At 71.7% G+C, this 20,383-nt stretch carries 21 protein-coding genes; 11 read left to right on the forward strand and 10 right to left on the reverse strand.

The annotated features are described in order from the left end of the window. Positions 1-124 precede the first annotated feature (124 nt). Positions 125-1,150: an ATP-binding cassette domain-containing protein gene (locus tag ACFY3C_RS29465; RefSeq protein WP_386572405.1), complete on the forward strand. Its 1,026-nt coding sequence runs from the start codon at positions 125-127 to the stop codon at positions 1,148-1,150. Then, complete coding sequence (locus ACFY3C_RS29470) at positions 1,147-1,977, forward strand: ABC transporter permease (protein WP_390772885.1); 831 nt, start codon at positions 1,147-1,149, stop codon at positions 1,975-1,977. The genes ACFY3C_RS29465 and ACFY3C_RS29470 overlap by 4 nt, the downstream gene beginning before the upstream one ends. Positions 1,978-2,025: 48 nt before the next feature. On the opposite strand, the gene ACFY3C_RS29475 is transcribed toward ACFY3C_RS29470, so the two are convergent. Then, positions 2,026-5,295, reverse strand: coding sequence for a BTAD domain-containing putative transcriptional regulator (locus ACFY3C_RS29475; protein ID WP_390772886.1), 3,270 nt, complete (start codon positions 5,293-5,295; stop codon positions 2,026-2,028). Positions 5,296-5,319: 24 nt separating this feature from the next. Continuing rightward, on the reverse strand, positions 5,320-5,826 hold the full coding sequence (locus ACFY3C_RS29480; RefSeq protein ID WP_386572402.1) for a DUF6578 domain-containing protein: 507 nt from the start codon (positions 5,824-5,826) through the stop codon (positions 5,320-5,322). A 105-nt stretch (positions 5,827-5,931) separates the two neighbouring features. Here ACFY3C_RS29480 and ACFY3C_RS29485 point away from each other — a divergent pair, with 105 nt between their 5' ends. Continuing rightward, positions 5,932-6,732, forward strand: a complete 801-nt coding sequence (locus tag ACFY3C_RS29485; RefSeq protein ID WP_386572401.1) for a site-2 protease family protein — start codon at positions 5,932-5,934, stop codon at positions 6,730-6,732. On the opposite strand, the gene ACFY3C_RS29490 is transcribed toward ACFY3C_RS29485, so the two are convergent. From ACFY3C_RS29490 to ACFY3C_RS29500, 3 genes are read right to left on the reverse strand one after another with little or no spacing between them, the layout of a single operon-like run. Next, positions 6,722-6,991 carry a hypothetical protein gene (locus tag ACFY3C_RS29490; RefSeq protein ID WP_390772887.1) on the reverse strand — a complete coding sequence of 90 codons (270 nt, stop codon included), beginning with the start codon at positions 6,989-6,991 and terminating at the stop codon, positions 6,722-6,724. The genes ACFY3C_RS29485 and ACFY3C_RS29490 overlap by 11 nt on opposite strands. A gap of 4 nt (positions 6,992-6,995) precedes the next feature. Next, positions 6,996-7,709, reverse strand: coding sequence for an NADPH-dependent F420 reductase (gene npdG / locus ACFY3C_RS29495; protein WP_390772888.1), 714 nt, complete (start codon positions 7,707-7,709; stop codon positions 6,996-6,998). A 37-nt stretch (positions 7,710-7,746) separates the two neighbouring features. After that, positions 7,747-8,820, reverse strand: a complete 1,074-nt coding sequence (locus tag ACFY3C_RS29500; protein ID WP_386572398.1) for an exo-alpha-sialidase — start codon at positions 8,818-8,820, stop codon at positions 7,747-7,749. A 116-nt stretch (positions 8,821-8,936) separates the two neighbouring features. Between ACFY3C_RS29500 and ACFY3C_RS29505 the strand changes: the two genes are divergently transcribed. Continuing rightward, on the forward strand, positions 8,937-9,545 hold the full coding sequence (locus tag ACFY3C_RS29505; RefSeq protein ID WP_386572397.1) for a hypothetical protein: 609 nt from the start codon (positions 8,937-8,939) through the stop codon (positions 9,543-9,545). Positions 9,546-9,676: 131 nt separating this feature from the next. Then, positions 9,677-10,960: an MFS transporter gene (locus ACFY3C_RS29510; RefSeq protein ID WP_390772889.1), complete on the forward strand. Its 1,284-nt coding sequence runs from the start codon at positions 9,677-9,679 to the stop codon at positions 10,958-10,960. On the opposite strand, the gene ACFY3C_RS29515 is transcribed toward ACFY3C_RS29510, so the two are convergent. Next, on the reverse strand, positions 10,961-11,200 hold the full coding sequence (locus tag ACFY3C_RS29515; protein ID WP_386572395.1) for a hypothetical protein: 240 nt from the start codon (positions 11,198-11,200) through the stop codon (positions 10,961-10,963). 58 nt (positions 11,201-11,258) lie between these two features. On the opposite strand from ACFY3C_RS29515, the gene map reads away from it, so the two are divergent. Next, positions 11,259-12,116: a type I methionyl aminopeptidase gene (gene map, locus ACFY3C_RS29520; protein WP_386572394.1), complete on the forward strand. Its 858-nt coding sequence runs from the start codon at positions 11,259-11,261 to the stop codon at positions 12,114-12,116. A 132-nt stretch (positions 12,117-12,248) separates the two neighbouring features. After that, on the forward strand, positions 12,249-12,896 hold the full coding sequence (locus tag ACFY3C_RS29525; RefSeq protein ID WP_390772890.1) for a heme oxygenase (biliverdin-producing): 648 nt from the start codon (positions 12,249-12,251) through the stop codon (positions 12,894-12,896). On the opposite strand, the gene ACFY3C_RS29530 is transcribed toward ACFY3C_RS29525, so the two are convergent. Together ACFY3C_RS29530 and ACFY3C_RS29535 are read right to left on the reverse strand one after the other, a co-directional pair. Then, positions 12,893-13,537, reverse strand: a complete 645-nt coding sequence (locus tag ACFY3C_RS29530; protein WP_390772891.1) for a PhzF family phenazine biosynthesis protein — start codon at positions 13,535-13,537, stop codon at positions 12,893-12,895. The two genes, ACFY3C_RS29525 and ACFY3C_RS29530, sit on opposite strands and share 4 nt — an antisense overlap. Then, a complete protein-coding gene (locus ACFY3C_RS29535) occupies positions 13,530-14,420 on the reverse strand; it encodes a hypothetical protein (RefSeq protein WP_390772892.1) in 891 nt (296 codons plus the stop codon). Before ACFY3C_RS29535 ends, ACFY3C_RS29530 begins: the two co-directional genes overlap by 8 nt. A gap of 186 nt (positions 14,421-14,606) precedes the next feature. Between ACFY3C_RS29535 and efeO the strand changes: the two genes are divergently transcribed. From efeO to ACFY3C_RS29555, 4 genes are read left to right on the forward strand one after another with little or no spacing between them, the layout of a single operon-like run. Then, on the forward strand, positions 14,607-15,743 hold the full coding sequence (gene efeO / locus ACFY3C_RS29540) for an iron uptake system protein EfeO (protein WP_390772893.1): 1,137 nt from the start codon (positions 14,607-14,609) through the stop codon (positions 15,741-15,743). A 13-nt stretch (positions 15,744-15,756) separates the two neighbouring features. Then, complete coding sequence (efeB, locus tag ACFY3C_RS29545; RefSeq protein WP_390772894.1) at positions 15,757-17,037, forward strand: iron uptake transporter deferrochelatase/peroxidase subunit; 1,281 nt, start codon at positions 15,757-15,759, stop codon at positions 17,035-17,037. A gap of 3 nt (positions 17,038-17,040) precedes the next feature. After that, positions 17,041-17,913, forward strand: a complete 873-nt coding sequence (efeU, locus tag ACFY3C_RS29550; protein WP_386572376.1) for an iron uptake transporter permease EfeU — start codon at positions 17,041-17,043, stop codon at positions 17,911-17,913. Continuing rightward, positions 17,873-18,868 (forward strand): hypothetical protein, encoded by a 996-nt coding sequence (locus ACFY3C_RS29555; RefSeq protein WP_390772895.1) that lies wholly within the window; start codon positions 17,873-17,875, stop codon positions 18,866-18,868. Before efeU ends, ACFY3C_RS29555 begins: the two co-directional genes overlap by 41 nt. A gap of 19 nt (positions 18,869-18,887) precedes the next feature. Here the strand turns inward: ACFY3C_RS29555 and ACFY3C_RS29560 are convergent, their stop codons facing one another. Beyond that, on the reverse strand, positions 18,888-19,625 hold the full coding sequence (locus ACFY3C_RS29560) for a bifunctional DNA primase/polymerase (protein WP_390772896.1): 738 nt from the start codon (positions 19,623-19,625) through the stop codon (positions 18,888-18,890). Positions 19,626-19,754: 129 nt separating this feature from the next. Further along, positions 19,755-20,369 (reverse strand): TetR/AcrR family transcriptional regulator, encoded by a 615-nt coding sequence (locus tag ACFY3C_RS29565; protein ID WP_386572370.1) that lies wholly within the window; start codon positions 20,367-20,369, stop codon positions 19,755-19,757. Between the last annotated feature and the right edge of the window lie 14 nt (positions 20,370-20,383).

A 20,383-nucleotide genomic window follows, 5' to 3' on the forward strand; every position in this document is an offset into this window, starting at 1 on the left:
CGCGTAGGTGGTTGCTCGCCGTCGTGGTTGCTCAATTGGTGGTTGCGGTGTTCGTCGGCGTGTTGTCGGTGGCTGTAGGTGCCCTGTCGGTGGTTTGTCGGTGGGGGCTGGCATCTTCATGGGCATGACGCGAATCGATGACAACCCCGCCGGCGGACGCGCCGCCGTGACCGTTCGGGGACTGGTCAAGCACTACGGCGAGACCAAGGCGCTGGACGGGGTCGACCTGGATGTGCGGGAGGGCACCGTGATGGGGGTGCTCGGGCCGAACGGTGCCGGGAAGACCACCCTCGTACGGATCCTCTCCACCCTGATCACGCCGGACGCCGGGCAGGCCACCGTGGCCGGCTACGACGTCGTACGGCAGCCCCGACAGCTGCGCCGGGTGATCGGGCTGACCGGGCAGTACGCCTCGGTCGACGAGAAGCTGCCCGGCTGGGAGAACCTCTACATGATCGGGCGGCTGCTCGACCTCTCCCGCAAGGACGCCCGCACCCGCGCCGACGAGCTGCTGGAGCGGTTCTCGCTGACGGAGGCCGCCAGGCGCCCGGTGAGCACGTACTCCGGCGGTATGCGGCGGCGGCTGGACCTGGCCGCGTCGATGATCGGGCGGCCGGCCGTCCTGTACCTCGACGAACCGACCACCGGGCTCGACCCGCGCACCCGCAACGAGGTGTGGGACGAGGTCAAGGCGATGGTCGGTGAGGGGGTCACCGTGCTGCTCACCACCCAATACATGGAGGAGGCCGAGCAGCTCGCCTCCGAGCTGACCGTCGTGGACCGCGGGAAGGTCATCGCGAACGGCGGCATCGAGGAGCTGAAGGCCAGGGTCGGCGGGCGCACGCTGCGCGTGCGGCCGTTGGACCCGCTGCAGCTGCGGCCCCTCGCCGCCATGCTGGACGAGCTGGGCATCACCGGGCTCGCGGCCACCACCGTGGACCCCGAGTCCGGGACGCTGCTGGTGCCGATCCTCAGCGACGAGCAGCTGACCGCCGTGGTCGGCGCGGTCACCGCGCGCGGCATCACGATCTCCTCCATCACCACCGAACTGCCCAGCCTGGACGAGGTGTTCCTGTCCCTCACCGGCCACCGTGCCAGTGCCCCGCAGGACGCCACGCCCGCCGAGACCCGCGAGGAGGTCGCCGTATGAGCGCCGCCACTCTCACTCCGGCCGCAGTCGCCTCGAAGGCGGCCGACGCGCCCATCCCGCTGCGCGCCCATCTGCGCCACACCGGCGCGCTCATCCGCCGCAACCTGCTGTGGATCCGACAGGACCCGGAGTCGATGTTCGACGCCATCCTGTTCCCGGTCATCTTCACCCTGCTGTTCGTGTACGTCTTCGGCGGCTCCATCGGGCAGTCCCTGGGCGGCGGTCAGGAACGGTACGTGCAGTACGTCGTGCCCGGCCTGATGGCCATGATGGGCATGAACATGGCCCAGGGCGTGGGCACCGGCTTCAACCAGGACTTCAACTCCGGTGTCATGGACCGCTTCCGGTCCCTGCCGATCGGGCGCGGCTCCGTGCTGTTCGCCAAGATCGCGGTGGAGCTGATGCGGATGCTCTTCGCGACCGTCATCCTGATGATCGTCGGCGTGCTCGTGGGCTTCGACATCACCAACTGGCCGGGGATGCTCGCCTCGGTGGGCCTGTCCGCGCTGTTCGGCTCGGCCCTGATGTGGGTGTTCCTCACCCTCGGCGTGGTGATGAAGAGCGCGCAGTCCGTGCAGGCCATGGGCTTCCTGGTGCTGATGCCGCTGCAGTTCGGCTCGTCGATCTTCGCGCCGACCCGCTCGATGCCGGGCTGGCTGCAGAACTTCACCGACTACAACCCGCTGTCCGCCCTGGCGGACACCGCCCGCGGCCTGATGGTCGGCGGACCGGTCGCACACGGCCTGTGGGTGACCCTGATCTGGTCGGCCGGCCTCACCGCGGTGATGGCCCCGGTCGCGATCCACAAGTTCCGCACGAAGAGCTGACGTACGGAAAGCTGACGTACGGAGAGCAGACGTACGAAGAGCCGACGCTCAACGGCTCCACAGCAGGGCGGTGGCCTCCGCGAGGGAGAGGTCACCGCCCTCGGCGTGCGCGGCCGCATACGCGGGGCCGTCGAGCGTCTCACGGATCCGGGACTCGGTCATCTCGTACGTCCGGCGCTCCAGACCGGAGGGCACGTGCTCGGTCGGCAGCAGGGCGTTCGCGGCGGCCAGGCAGCGGGCGGCGTCCGCGGCTCGGGTGCCGCCGTCCAGGCTCGCCAGGGCCATCGCCCCGATGGTGAGGCAGATGGAGCCCAGATGCGGGGTGACCACCTGGGACAGCGGGTCGTCGGCGCGCTGCAATGCCGTGCGGACGCGGTCCAGTGACTCCTCGGAACGGCGGTCGAGCGCGTCCAGCCAGGCGTCCTGGCTGAGGATCATGACGTCGAAGACGACGAAGTGCGCGATCGTGAACTCCTCGCGCAGCAGCCGGAGTTGCTCGCGTGCCTCCTCGGTGCGCCCGGTCAGGCCGAGCCAGGCGGCGAGGAAGAGCCGGGCGGCCGGCATCGCCTCGTTGACGGCGCCCTCCTGGTTGGCGATGACGTCCCGCAGCATGCGCTCGCCGCGTTCGGTGTCGCCCCCCTCCAGGAGCACGCTGCCGAGCCGGGCGCGGAGCACGGCCATCTGGGCGCGGGCGCCGAGACGTTCGGCGTGGACGATGGCCGCCTCGTAGTCGGCGGCGGCCGCGAGGTAGGCGCCCTTGCGTTCGTTGGCCTCGCCGCGTGCGGACAGCGCCTCGGCGATGCCCCACTGGTCGCCGAGGCGGCTGTAGATCTCCAGGGCCTCGTCGGCGTCGCGGGTCGCGTCGCCCGCCCAGGCGGTGCGGTTGGCGAGCAGGTTGGCGCGCAGCTGCAGGGCGCCGGCCAGCTCCCACTCGAAGCCGGGGGTGTCCCGGCAGGTCTGTATGGCGGCGTCGGAGATCGTGTGCATCCGGTCCGCGCCGTCGGTGAGGATGACGGCGTAGAACCATATGGCGCCCGGGGCGCGGCAGGTCTGCGGCAGGCCGGGCTCGTAGACCTGGGCCATGACCCGCAGCTTGGCCTGGGCCTCGGGGGTCTGCCAGCTGTTGATCTCGGTGTCCATGCAGGCGAGATGGGCGAGGTGGACGCCGCGCCGGGCCTCGACGAGGAGTTCGCCGGTGAACGGGGGCGGGGTGTCGGTGCAGCGCTCCCAGACCGGGAGGGCGGGGCGGACCGGCTCTGCGAACGGGTCGGGGCCGAGGGACATGGCCTCCTCGCACCAGGTGCGGCACTCGATGCGCAGGTCGCGCATCTGCCAGTACCAGACCAGGGACAGCACCAGGCTGAGCGCCTCCTGCTCGTCGCCGAGGGCGACGGCGTGCCGCAGGGCGGTGCGCAGGTTCTCGTACTCCAGCTGGAACCTGTCGATGGCGGCGCGCTGTTCGCCGCCGCGCAGCAACGGGTCGGTGGTGCGGGCGAGTTCGCGGTAGTACGTCAGATGGGCGCGCTCGGCCTCGGCCCGGCGCCCGGTCTCGTCCAGCCGTTCGGCCGCGTACTCGGCGACGGTCTCCAGCAGCCGGTAGCGCATCCCGCCGTCCGCCGACGGGGAGGCCACGACCAGGGACTTGTCGACCAGGGAGCCGAGCGCGTCAAGGGCGGCCGGGCCGCACACACCTTCGGCGGCGGCCAGGTCGCAGCCGCCCGCGAAGAGCGACAGCCGGCACAGGACGTCCCGTTCGTCGGCGTCGAGCAGGTCCCAGGACCAGTCCACGACGGCGCGCAGGGTCTGCTGGCGGGGCAGCACGGTGCGGCTGCCGCTGGTGAGCAGCCGGAAGCGGTCGTCCAGCCGGCCGGCTATCTGGCGCGGGGTCAGCATGCGCAGGCGGGCGGCCGCCAGCTCGATGGCGAGGGGCAGCCCGTCGAGCCGCCGGCAGATCTCGGCACAGGCCTCGTAGTCTTCCTCCAGGCGGAATCCGGGCCGGGCCGCCGCACCTCGCTCGGCGAACAGCCGCAGCGCGACCGGTTCGGGCAGCGGCTCCACGGGCCGCACCAACTCCCCGGGCACGGCGAGGGGTTCGCGGCTGGTGGCGAGGACGGTCAGCTGCGGGCAGCGGGCCAGCAGCCGCTCGGCCAGCCGGGCGGCCGCCTCGACGACGTGCTCGCAGTTGTCGAGGATCAGCACCATCCGGCGGCGGGCGCAGTACTCCACGAGCCGGTCGACCGGGTCGTCCACGTCGGTGATCGCCCGCATGGCCTCGACGCCGGCGCCGTGCAGCACGGTCTCGCGGGCGCCGATCGCGGTCAGCACGGCCTGCGGTACGGCGTCCGGGTCGTCGACGGGCGCCAGTTCGGCCAGCCACACCCCGTCCCGGGCGGTGTGCCGTACGGCCTCGGCGGCCTCCTGGGACAGCCGGGTCTTGCCCGCTCCGCCGGGCCCGAGCAGGGTGACCAGCCGGGCGGCCGCGAGGTCGGCGCCGATGGCCGCGATGTCGGCCTCCCGGCCGACGAAGGAGGTGAGCCGGGCGGGCAGGTTGCCGAGGGCGGCGGGCGGCGCGGGCTGCGGTTCCCGCTCGGTCTCGGTGAGCAACTCGGTGTGCAGGGCGCGCAGTTCGGGGCCGGGGTCGGAGCCGAGCCGGTCCGCGAGGAGCTGTCGTACGTCCTCGTAGGCGGCCAGCGCCTGGGCCGGGCGGCCCGCGTCGCGCAGTGCGCGCAGCCTGAGTGCCTGGAGCGGCTCGTCCAGGGGATGGCTGTCGCACAGCGCGGCCAGCTCGGGCAGGGACTGCTCGGCGTGGCCCAGGGCGAGGGCGGCGGTGTGCCTGCCGCGCAGGGCGTCCAGGCGGCGGGTCTCCCAGCGGGCCGCGTCGGCGGTGTGGTCGGGCAGGTCGGCGAGGGCGGGGCCGTGCCACAGGGCGAGCGCGTCGTCCAGGACGGCGGCGGCCTTGGCGGGGTCGCCGTCGGCCAGGGCGCCGAGGCCCTCGCCGGTCAGCCGGTCGAACCGGCCCAGGTCGATGTCGTCGGGGTCGGCGGCGAGCCGGTAGCCACCCTCGGCCGAGGCGACCGCGTCGGCGCCGAGGGCCCTGCGCAGCCGGCCGACCAGCGCCTGCAGCGCGCCCGTGGCGTCGGCGGGTGGCTCGGCGCCCCACACCTCGTCCACGAGCAGGTCGGTCGGGACGGTCCGGCCGGCCCGCAGCGCGAGCACGCTCAGCAGGGCACGCAGGCGTGCCCCGCCGACCGGGACGGGCGTGCCGTCGGGGCGGAGTGCCTGGGTGGGGCCGAGAAGGCGGTAGCGCACGGGGTTCATTGTCTCCGGAGCGGTCGGTACGGGTCACCGGGTTCGGGCGGCGCGCCGCCCGGGACCTCCGGGGTCGTCCGGGATTTCCAGGGTGACGAGGACGCCGACGGCGCGGCGGACGCGGTAGGGCACCCGGCGCGGTGGCTGTTCCTCCTCCTCGAAGCCGCCGAACCACCTCGGGCAGCTGTCGACGGGCTCCAGGGTCCGTGCGCCGGGCACCGGCTCCAGACTGCGCCCGGTCGACCGGAAGACCACCGTGCCGGGCTCCAGGTCGGCGAGTACGGCGGGTTCCGCGGCGCGCGGGTCGTGGTGGGCGGCGTACTCCTGGTGCACCAGGTCGATGGAGCGCACGCGGCCGACGGTCTTGTGCTTCGGGCCGCCGTGGTTCTCCACCCATGCCTCGGCGCCGTGCCAGTGGTCGTTCCCGGCTTCCTCCCCGTCGACGGCGACCAGCCGCCAGCCGACTTCCTGGCCCACGCTGAACGGCCTGCCGCAGCACTCCATCTGCCAGTCCTCGTAGAAGACCCTCATCACCGTCATTCCCCCACCCTCCTGGAACCGGACGGCCACCGCGAGACGTTTTCCTGGTGAGTCCCCGGCCGGTACGGTCGGCCTCCCGACCGTACCCGCCCACAGGAGCCGCTCATGACGACCGCCACCACCCGCCGCGGCGAGAGCCGGATCAGCCCCGTGTTCGTCGGGATCCTGGCCGTCACGGCGGTGACCGGCTGGGCCACCTGGACCGGGTTCGCCGAGCAGCCGGGTATCGCGGTGTTCCTGTTCGTGACGGCGGCCTGGATCGTCTCCCTGTGTCTGCACGAGTACGCGCACGCGCGCACCGCCCTGCACAGCGGGGACATCACGGTCGGCGCGAAGGGCTACCTGACGCTGAACCCGCTGAAGTACACGCACGCGCTGCTGAGCATCGTGCTGCCGGTGCTGTTCGTGATCATGGGCGGGATCGGCCTGCCGGGCGGCGCGGTCTTCATCGAGCGCAGCCGCATCCGGGGCCGCTGGCGGCACAGCCTGATCTCGGCGGCGGGCCCGCTGACCAACGTGCTGTTCGCGGCGGTGTGCACGGCGCCCTTCTGGCTGCACGCGCTGGACGGGGTGCCCCGCGACTTCCGGTACGCGCTGGCGTTCCTCGCCCTGCTCCAGGTGACGGCGGCGATCCTGAACTTCCTGCCGGTGCCGGGCCTGGACGGGTACGGGGTGATCGAGCCGTGGCTGTCGCACCAGGTGAAGCGGCAGGTGGAGCCGTTCGCGCCGTTCGGACTGCTGTTCGTGTTCGCGCTGCTGTGGGTGCCGTCGATCAACAGTGCCTTCTTCGACGCGATCGACGCGATCCTGCGCGGGCTGGGCATCGACGGCTTCTCCCGCGCCTGCGGCTACGAGCTGTACCGCTTCTGGCGCGACACCCCGGAGATCTGCACGATCAGCCCGTGACCGACTTCTCCTGCGCCGCGGCGGCCCGGCCGCGCTTGACGTAGTACCAGGTCATGTTGGACGACAGGCCCGCCAGCAGCACCCAGACGATCCCCAGCCAGCTGCCCTGGACGAACGAGACGACCGCGGCGGCGACGGCGAGGACGCAGACGACAAGCGTGTAGAGGGCGAGCCGCCGGGTCGGGCTGGGCGGGGGCAAGAGGTGCATGGGGGTCGGCTCCTTGCGGGGGACACTGCTACGACGACCAGTGTCCCCCATGCCCTCAGACGTCCGTGACGCGGAGCCCGGCGTGTGCCTTGTAGCGGCGGTTGACGGAGATCAGGTTCGCCACCAGCGACTCGACCTGGTGGGCGTTGCGCAAGCGGCCCGCGAAGATGCCGCGCATGCCGGGGATGCGTCCGGCCAGCGCCTGGACGATCTCCACGTCGGCGCGCGCCTCGCCCAGCACCATCACGTCGGTGTCGATCTCCTCGATGTCCGGGTCCTGGAGCAGCACGGCCGACAGATGGTGGAAGGCGGCGGCGACCCGGGACTCCGGCAGCAGGGCGGCGGCCTGCTGCGCCGCGCTGCCCTCCTCCGGCTTCAGCGCGTAGGCGCCCTGCTTGTCGAAGCCCAGCGGGTTCACGCAGTCGACGACGAGCTTGCCGGCCAGCTCCTCGCGCAGGGACTCCAGCGTCTTGCCGTGGCCGTCCCACGGTACGGCGACGATCACGATGTCGCTGCGGCGCGCGGTCTCGGCGTTGTCGGCGCCCTCGACGCCGTACCCCAGCTCCTCGGCGGCGGCCTGGGCGCGCTCGGTGACGCGCGAGCCGATGATCACCTTCTGGCCGGCCCGGGCGAGCCGGTAGGCGAGGCCCTTGCCCTGCGGGCCGGTGCCGCCGAGCACGCCGACGACCAGCCCGGAGACGTCGGGCAGGTCCCAGGGGTCCTTGGCGGGGGCCTTCGCGGGAGTCTGTGCGCTGTCGGTAGAGGTCATGGGGCGACTCTACGTCTGTGGGGCGGACGGCACCGGGTCAGGTGAGCCGCGTCACGGGCAACCGGCGGAAGGTGATGGTCTCGTAGGCGCTGAAGTCCCCTGTCTCGTAGAGGAGTCCGACCGTGCCGCGGTCGACGCGGACCAGGTCGGAGTAGGCGGCGGGCAGTCCGTCCACGGAGAGGGCCTTGCGCCAGGTGGTGCCGCCGTCGCCGGAGGCGCGGAGGGTCATCAGGGCGCGGGCGGCGGGGTCGGCCGGGGCGGAGAAGAGCAGCAGGTCGGGATCGCGGAGCTGCAGGACGGAGGCCTCGCAGACCGGGGTGGTGAGTCCGGCTTGCGGGCGGAAGGGCTTGACCAGCGTCCTGCCGCCGTCCCTGGAGTGGGCGTCGGCGCGGTTGCCGGGCGAGGGCGAGTCGTTGCGGGTGTTGAAGTAGACGCGGCCGTCGGGGAGTTCGGCGGCGGTGGTCTCGTTCACGTTGATGTAGCCGTCGGTGTTCTCGTCCAGGTAGCCGAGGTACCAGGTCTCGCCGCGGTCGTCGCTGAGCAGGCAGTGGCCGCTGTTGTACCTGGCCTCGGCGCCGGTGTCGGTGCCGATGGGCGGCAGGGTGTGGTTGCCGGGGACGAGCACACGGCCGGAGCGGAGCTGCAGGGCGTGGCCGGGGGTGGTGGCGTACCAGCGCCAGCCGGGCTCCTTCACCTGCGCGGTGATCTCCTTCGCCTGGGACCAGGTCGCGCCGTCGTCATCGCTGTGCTGCACCCACACCCGGCGGCCGTCGGCGTCGCTGATCTGGCCGCGCAGGATGGCGGCCTCGGTGGCGGCGGCCGCGGCACGCACGTGCACGAGCAGGATCCGGCCGGTGTCGAGGACGACCGGGGCGGGGTTGCCGGCGAGGTTCTTCCCGTTGCTCGCGGCGACCCGCAGCGGGCCCCAGGTGCGGCCGCCGTCCGTGGACCGCTTCAGCACGATGTCGATGTGCCCGTGGTCGGCGGCGGAGTCGACCCGCCCCTCGCAGAAGGCGAGCAGTGTGCCCTTGTGCGTGGCCACGACGGCCGGGATGCGGAAGCCGGCGTAGCCCTCCTGGCCGGCGCGGAAGGGGACGGACACGTCGGTCATGGGGGCGGCTCCTCACGCGGAAAACGTTCAGTGATGGGCCGCCAACATCCCCAGGTTGGGCGAATTCGGGGTGAACTCCGCGTCACGAGTGACCGGTTGGGGCAGGATGCGGTCGCATGGACGCCGTACGGGTCGCGCTGCTGCGCGAAGTACTCGCCGGGACCGAGTGGTTGGGGGCCACCCGGCGGTTCGCCGGCATGCTGCGCGGGTCCGTGGTGGCGCACGGGGGCGGGCTGCTACTGGTGGGCACACCCGAGTACGAGCCCTGGCATCTGGCCGCGCATCTGGTGGACGAGGCGGCCTGGTCCGGCACTCCCGAGCTGGCTCCGACCCTCGTACGACACCACGCGCGCCCCTCCGATCCCGCGCACCTCGCTGTCGGACCCGGCCGGATCGAGGAGGCACGGCGCGGCGAGACCTTGCTCGTGGTCGCCCCCGAGGAGCCGGCGGAGCTGCTGGAGCGGGTGCACGCGGCTCGGCGGGCCGGGGTCACGGTGCTGGCCCTCGGTGCGGGCGGGCCCGAGCTGTCCGCGATGGCCCACGACACGCTGGCCGTACCCGAGGGGGCGGAGCTGGACCTGGACAGCGTGCAGCACCTGGTGAGCGCAGCGGCCGGCGAGAACGGAGGCGGAGGCGGAGGCTCTCCGAGAGTTCGCCGTGGCTTCCGGGACCGTTTGTCGAGGCTGGCGGAGATCCTGACGGCACCGCCGGCTGCCCCCTGGTGACTGCCCAATTTCCCACCCACCCGACTCGGTCGGCTGGACGGGAAAGCCGATTGGGCACCTTCTCAGCCGACTGAGACGGGCGGGCGGGAAAAGAAGTTGCCCCAGCCTCCCCCCGAGCCCAGCATGCCGAAGTGGCTTCAGCTCTCCTCCCCGACCTCGCCCCCTGGAAGGCCTCCGCCGACTTCCGCCGACTCTGGGCATCCGGTCTGATCAGCAACTTCGGCAGCTTCCTGACCTTCGTCGCCCTGCCGGTCCAGCTGAAGGACCTCACCGGCTCGGCCGCGGCCGTGGGCGCGATCGGAGCCGTAGAACTGATCCCCCTCATCGTCTTCGGCCTGTACGGCGGCGCCCTCGCAGACGCCCTCGACAAGCGCCGGCTGATCGTGTGGACGGAGGCCGGCCAGGGCCTCCTCAGCGCCGCCCTGCTGGTCAACGCCCTGCTGCCCAGCCCCGCAGTCTGGCCGCTCTACGTCATCGCCGCCCTCTCCTCCGCCCTGGTCTCGGTACAGCGCCCCGCCCTGGACTCCCTGCTCCCCCGGATCGTCGCGCACGACGACCTGCCCGCGGCGTCCTCCCTGAACTCCCTGCGCTGGACGGTCGGCGGAGTGGCCGCCCCGGCGATCGCGGGCGTGGTCGTCGCCTACGCGGGCCTCGGCTGGGCCTACGCCGCCGACCTGCTGACGTTCGCCGTGTCCCTGCTGTTCATCATCCGCATCGCCCCCTCCCCCGCCTCCCACGAGGCCGCGAAGCCGGACCTGCGGGCCATCGCCGAGGGCGCGCGCTACGCCTGGAGCCGCAAGGAACTCCTCGGCACCTACATCGTCGACCTCGCCGCGATGTTCCTGGCCATGCCCCTCGCCGTCCTGCCGTTCCTCGCCGACGAGCTGCACGCCGAGTGGGCGCTCGGCCTGATGTACGCGACCGTCCCGCTGGGCGCGATGGTGGTCGGCCTGACCAGCGGCTGGACCTCCCGGGTGCACCGGCACGGACGCATGGTGGTGCTGTCGGCCGCGCTGTGGGGCGTGGCGATCGCGGCCGCGGGAGTCGTCGGCAACGTGTGGCTGGTGCTGCTGCTCCTGACCGTCGCCGGCGGCTGCGACATGGTCAGCGGGGTCTTCCGGGCCGCGATGTGGAACCAGACGATCCCCGACGAGCTGCGCGGCCGCCTCGCCGGCATCGAACTGCTGTCGTACTCGGTGGGTCCGACGCTGGGCCAGGTCCGCTCGGGCGGGGTCGCCGCGTGGGCGGGCGTACGCGCGTCCGTGTGGTCGGGCGGACTGCTGTGCGTGGGCGCGATGGGCCTGCTGGCCCTGTGTCTGCCGGGGCTGATGACCTACGACGCCCGGACCAACGAGCACGCGGTGCGGCTGCGCGAGCAGCGCACCGCCACCCCCACCGCACCCACGCAGGTGTGATCAGTCCTGGTCGGCTTCCTGGTCACCGCGTGCCGACGCGTCGTGCCAGCGGGGATCGGTGTCCCACTCCAGGTTGCGCTCGGCCGCCGTCTCCATGGCGTGCCGGGCCTCCTCCGGGGAGGCGTACGGCCCGAAGCGGTCCTTGCCCGGGCACTCCGGGCCCTCTTCGACCTTCTTGTGCTCCAGGCAGTAGTACCACTCGCCCGGCTTGCCGACGGTGCGCTTCTTGAACAGGGCCATGAACAGCTCCTCTCGCCACGGACATGTTCCCCCATGCCCGCTGGTTAGACTCGCTGGCATGTCTGGCCAGTCGCTGCTCGTACCAGGGGAGCTGTCTCCCACCCGTTCGGTACCCGGAAACATCCGCCGCCCCGAGTACGTCGGCAAGCCCGCGCCGACGCCGTACACCGGACCGGAGGTGCAGACCCCCGAGACCGTCGAGGCGATGCGCGTCGCCGGTCGTATCGCCGCGCAGGCGATGGCGGAGGCCGCGAGGATCATCGCGCCGGGTGTGACCACCGACCAGCTGGACAAGGTCGCCCATGAGTACATGTGCGACCACGGGGCCTACCCGTCCACGCTCGGCTACCGCGGCTTCCCGAAGTCGCTGTGCACCTCGGTCAACGAGGTCATCTGCCACGGCATCCCGGACTCGACGGTCCTGGGCGACGGTGACATCGTCAACCTGGACGTGACGGCGTACATCGGTGGGGTGCACGGCGACAACAACGCCACGTATCTCGTCGGTGACGTGGACGAGGAGTCGCGGCTGCTGGTGGAGCGGACCCGGGAGTCTCTCAACCGGGCGATCAAAGCGGTCCGGCCGGGCCGGCAGATCAACGTCATCGGCCGGGTCATCGAGTCGTACGCCAAGCGCTTCGGCTACGGGGTCGTACGGGACTTCACCGGGCACGGCATCAGCTCGTCGTTCCACTCGGGCCTGATCATCCCGCACTACGACAGCCCGCACGCGACGACCGTCATGCAGCCCGGCATGACCTTCACCATCGAGCCGATGCTGACGCTGGGCACGCACGAGTACGACATGTGGGACGACGGCTGGACGGTCGTGACCAAGGACCGCAAGCGGACGGCCCAGTTCGAGCACACGCTGGTCGTGACGGACACGGGTGCGGAGATCCTCACCCTGCCGTAGCCGGCCCACCTCCCCGCAGCCCGCCCTGACACCCAGGGCGGGCTCTTTTCTGCCCCGATTGCTGCCCGGATGTTTTTCCGACAGCCTGTCGGTAAACTTACCGACAGTGGGTCGGCAAACCGAGGAGAGCCCATGGAGTCGTTCTCGTCCCTCATCCGCACCGCGTCCCACGAGCAGCACGTGGAGGCGGAGACGTCGACGTTCATGAGCGACCTGCTCGGCGGCCGGCTGGGCGTGACCGCGTACGCCCGCTACACGGAGCAACTGTGGTTCGTGTACGAGGCGCTGGAGAGCGCGGCCGAGCGGCTGGCGGCAGATCCGGTGGCGGGGCCGTTCGTGCGTCCCGAGTTGTTCCGGCTGGCCGCGCTGGAGCGGGACCTGGCGCATCTGCGGGGGTCCGGGTGGCGAGCGGGGCTGAGCGCGCTCCCGGCGACGCGGGCGTACGCGGACCGGGTGCGGGAGTGCGCCGAGCGCTGGCCGGGCGGGTACGTCGCCCATCACTACACCCGCTATCTGGGCGACCTCTCCGGCGGGCAGATCATCCGTGACCGGGCGGAGAAGGCGTGGGGCTTCGCCAGGAAGGGCGACGGGGTCCGCTTCTACGTGTTCGAGGAAATCCGCAACCCGGCGGCCTTCAAGCGTGACTACCGGGACCTGCTGGACGGCGTCACCGCGGACGACCTGGAGAAGCAGCGCATCGTGGCGGAGTGCAAGAAGGCGTTCGCGCTGAACACCGCCGTCTTCCGGGCCCTGGGCGAGGAGTTCCCGCTGAGCGCCTAACGCTCCAGGAAGACCCGCCCCCCGATCTCCACCCACCCGTGCGGCTGAGGCGCCGTGAGGATCTGGGAACCCCTGCCCTGCGTGATGTTCAGCGCCCGCCCCAGCCGGTCGGTGAGGAGCAGCGCCGCCGCACCGGTCGCCTCGTCCTCCTCGATCCCGTCGTCACGGCCGGGGAAGCCGCGGGCTCGGATCCGGCCGGCCGCCTCGTCCTCCCACGCCCAGGCGTAGATCCACTCGCCGGGCGGCGGCACGTCGAGGGCGTCGACCTCGGCGGCGGTGGGGTACTGGCGCAGGGTGCGCGGCGGGGCCCACTCCGCGCGGGCCTCGATCCAGCTGAACTCGCCGTCCAGCCGGGCACCCACCACCCCTGCGGGCGTGACCAGTTCGGGCACGTCCAGCAGCCAGGCCGTGCCGACGCACGGGTAACCGGCGAAGGGCAGACGCAGAGTGGGCGTATAGATGTCGATCACCCCGCGCTCGGGGTCGTCCACGAACACGGTCTCACTGAAGCCGAGCTTCGCGGCGAACTCCTGCCGCTCACTCCGCTCGGGCAGCACCGATCCGTCCCGGACGACACCGAGTTCGTTGCCGTAGCCGCCGTTCGGCGCACAGAACACGCGGAGCACGTCGTAGTCAGTCACTCCGGAATTGAAACATCGCGGCGCGAGCGAGCGCGTCCCAGGCGGGGGCGCCGCCCGGGAGGGGCCAGGAGGGGGTGGGAGCCTCCTCGTACGGCAGCGAGGACATGACGTCGCCGTACGCCCGTACCAGCGTGTCCCGCTCCCGCTCGGCGTCGGCGTCGGCGGGACGGGCCGCCAGCTGCTCCATGCTCCGCTCGTGTCCCTGGGTCACCTCGTCGGCGGTCCGGCGCCAGTCCTCCTCGTCCGGCAGCCGGGTCAGGACGACGCAGGGCGGGGTCCGGCCTTCCGCGAGGGATGCGACGGCACGGTCGTGGCCGTCCAGGATCACCCAGCCGTCGAGGAGTGTGACCCACCACAGGAGAACCGGCGCGAGCGTGCCCTCGCGCGCGTGCTTCCGGTACGCCTTCACCCGCGGGTCGTCCTCCGGCGACAGCGGCCGCAGCGGGACGACGCCCTCCCAGCCGCCACGGCACCAGTCCAGGTGGCCGCCGGGCCAGCCCCACAGGAAGTCGCCCCACCAGACGTACGTCGGAAACCGGTGGCGCTCCCCGAGGTGCCACCGTCCCTCGTGCAGGGGCCCGCCCTGCGGCGCCTCCTCCAGCCAACGCGCGTACTGGTGGACCCAGTTGCCCGGCCGGCGCTGCCGCGCCGAGCGGGGCGGCGGCAGCGGTGAGCGGTAGCCCGCAAGGCGGTGCACGAAGAGCCCCTCCCGCGAGCAGCCGCCCTCTTCCTCGCGGCCCAGCAGAACCGGCCGCTCCCCCTGCCGCAGCAGCAGCCGGCCGCCGGGCGCGCACTCGAAGCGCAAGGGCGGCGGACCCGGCCGATCCCGCACGTCCAGCACGACGCCGCCGGCCCCCAACAACTCCCTGTGCGCAGTCCCCATACCCCCCATCCTCCCATCCCTTGACCCTCCCTTTACCATTCCTTGGGGTCTCTTTTGAGCCGTCGAGATCAAGCCGTGCCTGTGAGATTTCCGTGAGAGCTGAATCACGACCCGGGCGGGTATTGGTGAGGTAAGCCTCATGTAAGTTAGGGCCGCCTTACCAACTCGTTCCCGCTTGGAGCCTGCATGCGAGCCGTCCGACTCACAGTCACCGCCGCCGCCACCGTGGCCGCTCTGACCGCCCTCTCCGCGTGCACGGCGAAGAGCGACGCCAAGGACGGCGACGCGATACAGGTGACCGCCGCCGACTCGAAGTGCGAGACCTCCGCCAAGTCGGTCCCGGCCGGGCAGGTCACGCTGAAGATCGAGAACAAGGGCTCGAAGGCCACCGAGGTCGAGATCCTGTTCCCGGACGACCGGATCGTCTCCGAGAAGGAGAACATCGGCCCGGGCACCAAGTACACGCTGACCGCCGAGGTCAAGGCGGGCTCGTACGAGATCGCCTGCGTCCCGGGCATGAAGGGCAAGGGCGTCCGGCAGAAGCTCACGGTCACCGGCTCCGGCAAGGTCGCCAAGCGGGACCCGAAGCTGGACCAGGCGGTCGCCGACTACCGCGCCTACGCCCAGGAGCAGGCCGACGCCACGCTGCCGCTCGTCGAGACCTTCGTGAAGGCGGTCAAGGACGGCGACGTCGAGGCCGCCAAGAAGGCGTACGCCCCCTCCCGCCTCGGCTGGGAGCGCACCGAGCCGGTCGCCGAGTCCTTCGGTGACATCGACCCGAAGGTCGACGTCCGCGAGGACGGCCTGGAGGACGGCCAGAAGTGGACCGGCTGGCACCGCCTGGAGAAGGCCCTCTGGGCGGACAAGAAGATCGGCGCCGAGGAGAAGACCCTCGCCGACCAGTTGGTGACCGACCTCAAGGACTGGCAGGAGCGGGTCGGCAAGGCCGAGATCACCCCGACCTCCATGGCCAACGGCGCCAAGGAGCTGCTCGACGAGGTCGCCACCGGCAAGGTCACCGGTGAGGAGGAGCGCTACTCGCACACCGACCTGGTCGACTTCAAGGCCAACGTCGAGGGCGCGCAGAAGTCGTACGACCTGCTGAAGCCGGTCGCGCAGAAGAACGACGCCGCGCTGGTCACCGAGCTGGACAAGCAGTTCGCGGCGCTGGACACGCTGCTCGACAAGTACCGCTCGGACAAGAACTCGTACGACTTCACCTCGTACGACACGGTCGGCAAGGCCGACCGCAAGCAGCTCTCGGACGCGGTGAACGCGCTCGCGGAGCCGCTGTCCAAGCTCGCCGCCGCGGTTGTGAAGTAAGGGGAGACACGTCATGACCGAGACCCGGGAAAGCATGGACAGCCAGGGCAGCCAGGGCAGCTCCTCCCCCTCGCGCCGGGCGCTGATCGGCTGGGGTGGTGCCGGCCTCGCGCTCGGTGCCGCAGCGGCCGGCGGTGCCGTGGCGGCGGCCAAGGCGGGCAACGACGTGGAACCGGCCGCCGCCGAGGTGGGCGCCGCCGTGGAGTTCCACGGCGCCCACCAGGCCGGCATCGCCACGCCGGTGCAGGACCGGCTGCACTTCGCCGCGTTCGACGTGAAGACCGCGGACCGCGCCGAGTTCGTCCAGATGCTGAAGGACTGGACCGAGGCCGCGCGCCGGATGACCGCCGGGAAGGCGGTCGGTGAGGGCGCGTACGGCGGGCTCGCCGAGGCGCCGCCGGACGACACCGGTGAGGCCCTGGGCCTGAAGCCCTCGCGGCTGACGCTCACCATCGGCTTCGGGCCCTCGTTCTTCGACAAGTTCGGGCTGTCCGGCAAGCGACCCGAGGCGCTGGTCGACCTGCCCCAGTTCCCGGGCGACAACCTGGACAGGACGCGCACCGACGGCGACCTGTGCGTGCAGGCCTGCGCGGACGACCCGCAGATCGCCGTGCACGCCATCCGCAACCTGGCCCGCATCGGCTTCGGCAAGGTCGCCATCCGCTGGTCCCAGCTCGGCTTCGGCAAGACCTCGTCGACGACTCCGGACGCCCAGACCCCGCGCAACCTCATGGGCTTCAAGGACGGCACCCGCAACATCGCGGGCGTCGAGACGGACCGGCTGAAGAAGTTCGTGTGGGTCGGCGAGGGCGACGGCACGAAGTGGATGACCGGCGGGTCGTACCTGGTCGCCCGGCGCATCCGCATGCACATCGAGACCTGGGACCGGACCCCGCTGCAGGAGCAGGAGGACATCTTCGGCCGGGACAAGGGCGAGGGCGCGCCGGTCGGCAAGGCCAAGGAGCACGACAAGCCGTTCCTGAAGGCGATGAAGCCGACCGCGCACGTGCGCCTCGCGCACCCCGAGTCCAACAACGGCATCACGATCCTGCGCCGGGGCTACTCCTTCACCGACGGCACCGACGGCATGGGCCGCCTGGAGGCGGGCCTGTTCTTCCTGGCCTACCAGCGTGACGTGCGCAAGGGGTTCATCCCGCTGCAGCGGCAGCTGGCGGCCAAGGACGCGCTCAACGAATACATCCAGCACGTGGGTTCGGCCGTCTTCGCCGTCCCGCCCGGTGTCACGGGCAAGGACGACTGGTGGGGCCGCACGCTGTTCTCCGAGGAGGCGTAGCCCGTGTTCTCCAACTACCTGATCGGCCTGCGCGAGGGCCTGGAGGCGTCGCTCGTCGTCTGCATCCTCATCGCCTACCTGGTGAAGACGGACCGCAGGGACGCCCTGAAGCCGATCTGGATGGGCATCGGCGTCGCCGTCGCCCTCGCGATGGGCTTCGGCTGCGCCCTCGAATTCGGCTCGCAGGAGCTGACGTTCGAGGCGCAGGAGGCGCTGGGCGGCTCGCTGTCCGTCGTCGCCGTCGTGCTGGTGACCTGGATGGTGTTCTGGATGCGGCGCACCGCCCGGCACCTGAAGTCCGAGCTGCACGGCAAGCTGGACGCGGCGCTCGCCATGGGCACGGGCGCGCTGGTCGCCACCGCGTTCCTGGCCGTCGGCCGGGAGGGCCTGGAGACCGCCCTGTTCGTGTGGGCCTCGGTGCACGCGGCGAGCGACGGCACCCCGCGCCCGCTGATCGGCGTGGCCCTCGGCCTCGCCACGGCGGTCGTCCTCGGCTGGCTGTTCTACCGGGGGGCGCTGAAGATCAACCTGGCCAAGTTCTTCACCTGGACCGGCGGCATGCTGGTCGTGGTCGCGGCGGGCGTGCTCGCGTACGGCTTCCACGACCTGCAGGAGGCCAACTGGATCCCGGGCATCCGGGACCTGGCCTTCGACATCAGCGACACGATCGAGCCGGACAGCTGGTACGGCACGCTGCTGAAGGGCGTGTTCAACTTCCAGCCCGACCCGACCGTGGTCCAGGTCACGGTGTGGCTGCTGTACCTGATCCCGACACTCGCGGTCTTCCTCGCCCCGGTAGGGTTCGCCTCCGGGAAGGGGAAGGTGAAGGCACCTCATGACCAGGGAACGCAGCCGTCGAACGCTCCGCAGGCGTGACCGGAACGCACTCATAGCAGTCTCACTGACCGTCATGTCACTGACGGCGAGCGGATGTGTGGTGGTGCACGGGGAGCGCGAGATGCTTCCCGCCACCACCCGCGCCGAGGCCGCCAAGGCGCTCACCCAGTTCACGGACGCGTACAACAAGGCCGACAAGGCCTACGACCGCTCCCTGGACGAGGACCATGTCACCGGAGCGCTCGCCGACATCGACGGCGCCCGGCTGAAGGCCGGGCAAGCCAACAGCCCGTCGGGCAACGCGCATCACGTGCAGCTCACGCTGACAGACGCCCATTTCGCGATCCCGAAGAAGGCCGGCTGGCCGCGCTGGTTCGTCGCGGACGCCAGGGGCAACCTGGGCAGCAGCAACGCCCGATGGCTGCTGGTGTTCACCCGCGACGACCTCGGCGATCCGTGGCAGGTGGCCTATCTGACGCTGGTCGCGGCCGCTGACGTACCGCAGTTCAAGAAGGACGAGGACGGCTGGGCCGAGGCCGTGCCCGCCGACTCCACGCAACTGGCCGTGCCGCCCGCCGACCTGAGCAAGGGCTACGCGGCCTATCTGAAGAACGCCGGCACGACGTTCGCGGACGGCCGGTACACCAGCGGCCTGCGCACGGACCGCAAGAAGCAGACGTCGAAGCCGGGCCTGGTCCGGCAGTACATCGACGAGCCGTTGACCCACGGCGACTACGCGCCGCTCGCGCTGCGCACGGCGGACGGCGGGGCGCTGGTCTTCTTCACCACGCACCACTACGAGAAGCAGACCGCCGCCGCGGGCACCTCCGTGCCGACCCCGAACAAGGACGTACAGGCCCTCACCAAGGGCGAGATCAAGCAGTCACTGACGCTGGAGATCATCTCCAACGAGGCCGCCCTCGACCCGGCGGGCAGTGGTCCGGTGTCGATCCTGGGGCGGGTGCAGGGTCTGACGGCGGCACAGGGCGAGTAGGGGGTCTCGGGGACGTGCCTCAGCGCTGCAACGGCCAGGCGGTGCCCGTGTGGTCGGCCGCGGCGCCGGCGTGGCGGGCGCAGGCGTCCGTGAGGGCCTCCAGCAGGCTCAGCGGGTCGGGCAGCGCGTGCTCCGGGCCGCGGACCCAGCGCACCTGCTGGTCGTCGCCGGGCAGCCGGGCGGGCGGTACGAGGACGTAGGAGCCGCGGCAGTGCCAGCGCAGCCCCGGGTGCTCGTCCATGGTCTCGGGGTGGCAGTCCAGCTCGCAGGGCCACCACTCGTCCTCGTCCTCGGGGGTGCCCCGGGTGAGGGTGAAGAACAGCATGCGGCCGTCGTCGCTCTCGGCGACCGGACCGACCTCCACACCGGCGCCGAGGAGCCGGTCCAGCGCCTCCCGGCCGGCCTCCAGGGGCACGTCGAGGACGTCGTGCACCATGCCGGTGGCGGTGATGAAGTTGGCCTGCGGCTGGTGCCGGGCCCAGCGCTCGATCTGCGCGCGGTCCGTCGTGGACTGGGTCTGCCAGGCGAACGACACCGGGTGCCGGGCCGGGGTGGGACAGCCGACGCGGTCGCAGGAACAGCGGTAGCCGGGGGCGGGGTGCGCGGCGGGTGCCAGGGGCAGTCCCGCTGTGGCGGCGGCGAGCAGCAGGGCCTCACGGCCGCCGTCGTCGGCGGCGGTCTCCTTCGGGCGGCGTCCGAGCAGCCACTGGGAGAGTTTGCCCTGCCGGCCGCTCCGGCCGCCGAACGTCGCGCTCATCTAACCCCTTGTTCCGGTGGTCGCCTCGCTGTGTGTGCGGACAGCATGCCTTACCGTCCCATCTTCCAATGCTTCGGGGGGCCGGAGCGGGGATCCGCAGGAACCGGACGAGACGTGCCTCACAGCACCTCAGCGGGGGGCGAGGCCGTACAGCGCGTAGTCGACCAGGGTGTCCGTGTACGCGTACGAGATCGGCCCGGTGTGCTGCAGCCAGCGCTGGGCGAGCGGTGAGACGAACAGCTCCAGGGCGATACGCGGGTCGACGTCGGGGCGTACCGCGCCGCTGTCCTGCGCGGAGCGCAGCCGGTCGACGTACAGCTGGAGCTGGGGTTCGAGGAGCTTGGTGACGAACTCGCGGCCGAGCTGCTCGTTGACCACGCCCTCGGCGGCCAGCGCGCGGCTGGGCGCCTCGAAGCGGGGGTCGTACAGCTCGTCGACGGTGGCCCGCAGCACCGCCTTGAGGTCGGCGGCGAGATCGCCGGTGTCCGGGATGGCGTACGGCTCCTGCCCCGCCGCCCTGGCCGCCTGCTCGCCGAGGTCCAGGAAGGCCTCCATCAGCACGTCCGCCTTCGACGCCCACCACCGGTAGATGGTCTGCTTGCCGACCCCGGCACGGGCGGCGATCCCCTCGACCGTGGTCTTCGGGTATCCGACCTCGACGACCAGGGCAAGGGCGGCGTCGTAGATCGCCCTGCGGGACTTCTCGCTGCGGCGGGTGGCGTCGGGGGCGGGCTTCTTGACCATGGGGTGAAACTAAC

Origin of the sequence: Streptomyces sp. NPDC001410, from assembly GCF_042895235.1 — a bacterium.
GTDB lineage: Bacteria > Actinomycetota > Actinomycetes > Streptomycetales > Streptomycetaceae > Streptomyces.

What these genes read in the sequence shown, in the direction of transcription:
- ACFY3C_RS29555 (WP_390772895.1), top strand. Translation starts at nt 17,873, where the DNA reads ATGACCAGGGAACGCAGCCGTCGAACGCTCCGCAGGCGTGACCGGAAC.
- map (WP_386572394.1), top strand. Translation starts at nt 11,259, where the DNA reads ATGTCTGGCCAGTCGCTGCTCGTACCAGGGGAGCTGTCTCCCACCCGT.
- ACFY3C_RS29485 (WP_386572401.1), top strand. Translation starts at nt 5,932, where the DNA reads ATGACGACCGCCACCACCCGCCGCGGCGAGAGCCGGATCAGCCCCGTG.
- ACFY3C_RS29525 (WP_390772890.1), top strand. Translation starts at nt 12,249, where the DNA reads ATGGAGTCGTTCTCGTCCCTCATCCGCACCGCGTCCCACGAGCAGCAC.
- ACFY3C_RS29490 (WP_390772887.1), bottom strand. Translation starts at nt 6,991, where the DNA reads ATGGGGGACACTGGTCGTCGTAGCAGTGTCCCCCGCAAGGAGCCGACC.
- ACFY3C_RS29480 (WP_386572402.1), bottom strand. Translation starts at nt 5,826, where the DNA reads ATGACGGTGATGAGGGTCTTCTACGAGGACTGGCAGATGGAGTGCTGC.
- ACFY3C_RS29500 (WP_386572398.1), bottom strand. Translation starts at nt 8,820, where the DNA reads ATGACCGACGTGTCCGTCCCCTTCCGCGCCGGCCAGGAGGGCTACGCC.
- efeB (WP_390772894.1), top strand. Translation starts at nt 15,757, where the DNA reads ATGACCGAGACCCGGGAAAGCATGGACAGCCAGGGCAGCCAGGGCAGC.
- ACFY3C_RS29565 (WP_386572370.1), bottom strand. Translation starts at nt 20,369, where the DNA reads ATGGTCAAGAAGCCCGCCCCCGACGCCACCCGCCGCAGCGAGAAGTCC.
- ACFY3C_RS29560 (WP_390772896.1), bottom strand. Translation starts at nt 19,625, where the DNA reads ATGAGCGCGACGTTCGGCGGCCGGAGCGGCCGGCAGGGCAAACTCTCC.
- ACFY3C_RS29515 (WP_386572395.1), bottom strand. Translation starts at nt 11,200, where the DNA reads ATGGCCCTGTTCAAGAAGCGCACCGTCGGCAAGCCGGGCGAGTGGTAC.
- ACFY3C_RS29535 (WP_390772892.1), bottom strand. Translation starts at nt 14,420, where the DNA reads ATGGGGACTGCGCACAGGGAGTTGTTGGGGGCCGGCGGCGTCGTGCTG.
- ACFY3C_RS29465 (WP_386572405.1), top strand. Translation starts at nt 125, where the DNA reads ATGACGCGAATCGATGACAACCCCGCCGGCGGACGCGCCGCCGTGACC.
- efeO (WP_390772893.1), top strand. Translation starts at nt 14,607, where the DNA reads ATGCGAGCCGTCCGACTCACAGTCACCGCCGCCGCCACCGTGGCCGCT.
- ACFY3C_RS29470 (WP_390772885.1), top strand. Translation starts at nt 1,147, where the DNA reads ATGAGCGCCGCCACTCTCACTCCGGCCGCAGTCGCCTCGAAGGCGGCC.
- ACFY3C_RS29475 (WP_390772886.1), bottom strand. Translation starts at nt 5,295, where the DNA reads ATGAACCCCGTGCGCTACCGCCTTCTCGGCCCCACCCAGGCACTCCGC.
- npdG (WP_390772888.1), bottom strand. Translation starts at nt 7,709, where the DNA reads ATGACCTCTACCGACAGCGCACAGACTCCCGCGAAGGCCCCCGCCAAG.
- ACFY3C_RS29505 (WP_386572397.1), top strand. Translation starts at nt 8,937, where the DNA reads ATGGACGCCGTACGGGTCGCGCTGCTGCGCGAAGTACTCGCCGGGACC.